General features: G+C 66.4%; 1 protein-coding gene. It reads right to left on the bottom strand.

Features of this window, described 5'->3' with window-relative positions:
* Nucleotides 1–1,221: Ig-like domain-containing protein (locus VTU_RS35345; protein WP_010110712.1), on the bottom strand; the 1,221-nt coding region annotated here is incomplete at both ends.

Here is a 1,221-nt window from a genome sequence, read left to right as displayed (position 1 = left end):
TCGAAGGTGAAGGTGACGGTGGTGGTTTTACCGGCCGTGAGCTGGCTGTCGCTGACCGTGATGCGGGTCAGCGCGGGCGCCTTGGTGTCCACGGCGTAGGGCCAGCTCGTGGAATAGTGGCCGGTGGCGGTGTTGCCGTCCGCGTCCGTCACGCCGCTGAGATTGTTCACGCTGATGACGTTGTAGCGCGCCGTGGTGTCGCTCGCCGGGGTCAGCGTGCCGGTCCAGGTCCGGCCGCCGTCGGCGCTGCTCAGTTCGCTCAACGTGCCGTTGGGAACGCTCAGGTGCTCCTTGGTCAGGCCGCTCACCGCTTTGCTGAAGGTGATGGTGACGGTAGCGGTCTCGCCAACCTTGAGGGCGCGGTCGTCGATATCGATGCGCGTCAGCCAGGGCGCCGTGCGGTCGTATGGGTTGCCGGGGTAGTTGGTGGAGGGCGTGTAATTCGTCACCGACCGGGCGGCGAAGCTGGCCGCGTCGTTGCCCGCTGCGTCCTGCGTGACGTTGACGTCGTTGCCGGTCGTCGGGTCGGTGTAGGAGACGGTGACGCGCTGGCCGGAGGTCACGGCGGTCGTCAGGGTCAGCGTCACGGTCTTGGCCGTGGCGTCCACGGTGACAGCGGTGACGGCGTTCGCCGTGCCATCAACGAGCACCGCAAAGGCCCCCTTGTCCGCCGTGTGCGTGGCGTCCAGGGTGGTCGCTTCGGTGTAGCTCAGCACCAGGCGCTTGCCGTTGACCGTGGCGCCTCTGAGTACGGGCGCCTCGGTGTCGGTGGCGTTGACCTCATAGTTGTTGCTGGACGGACTGCCCGTGGCGGCGTTGCCGGCCCAGTCTTTCACGCCGCTGAGGTTGTTCACGCTGATGGCGTTGCTCGCGTCCGTGACGTTGGCCGTCGGGGTCAGCGTGCCAGTCCAAGTCCGGCCGCCGTCGATGCTGTACAGGTTGCCGAGCGTGCCGTTGGGAACGCTCAGGTGGTTCTTGTTGAAGCCTGTGACCTGTTCGTCGAAGGTAGCAGTGACGGTGGTGGTTTCGCCGGCCGTCAGGTTGTTGTCGCTGACCGTGATGCGGGTCAGCGTGGGCGCCTGGGTGTCAACGGTGTAGGGCATGCTCGTGAAATAGCGGCCGGTGGCGGTGTTGCCGTCCGCGTCCGTCACACCGCTGAGGTTGTTCACGCTGATGACGTTGTAGTGCGCCGTGGTGTTGCTTGCCGGGGTCAGCGTGCCG

The organism is Verminephrobacter aporrectodeae subsp. tuberculatae At4 (genome assembly GCF_000193225.1).
GTDB lineage: Bacteria > Pseudomonadota > Gammaproteobacteria > Burkholderiales > Burkholderiaceae_C > Acidovorax > Acidovorax aporrectodeae.
Note: the sequence above shows the minus strand (reverse complement) of the source record. Positions and strands in the feature narration are given on the sequence as shown.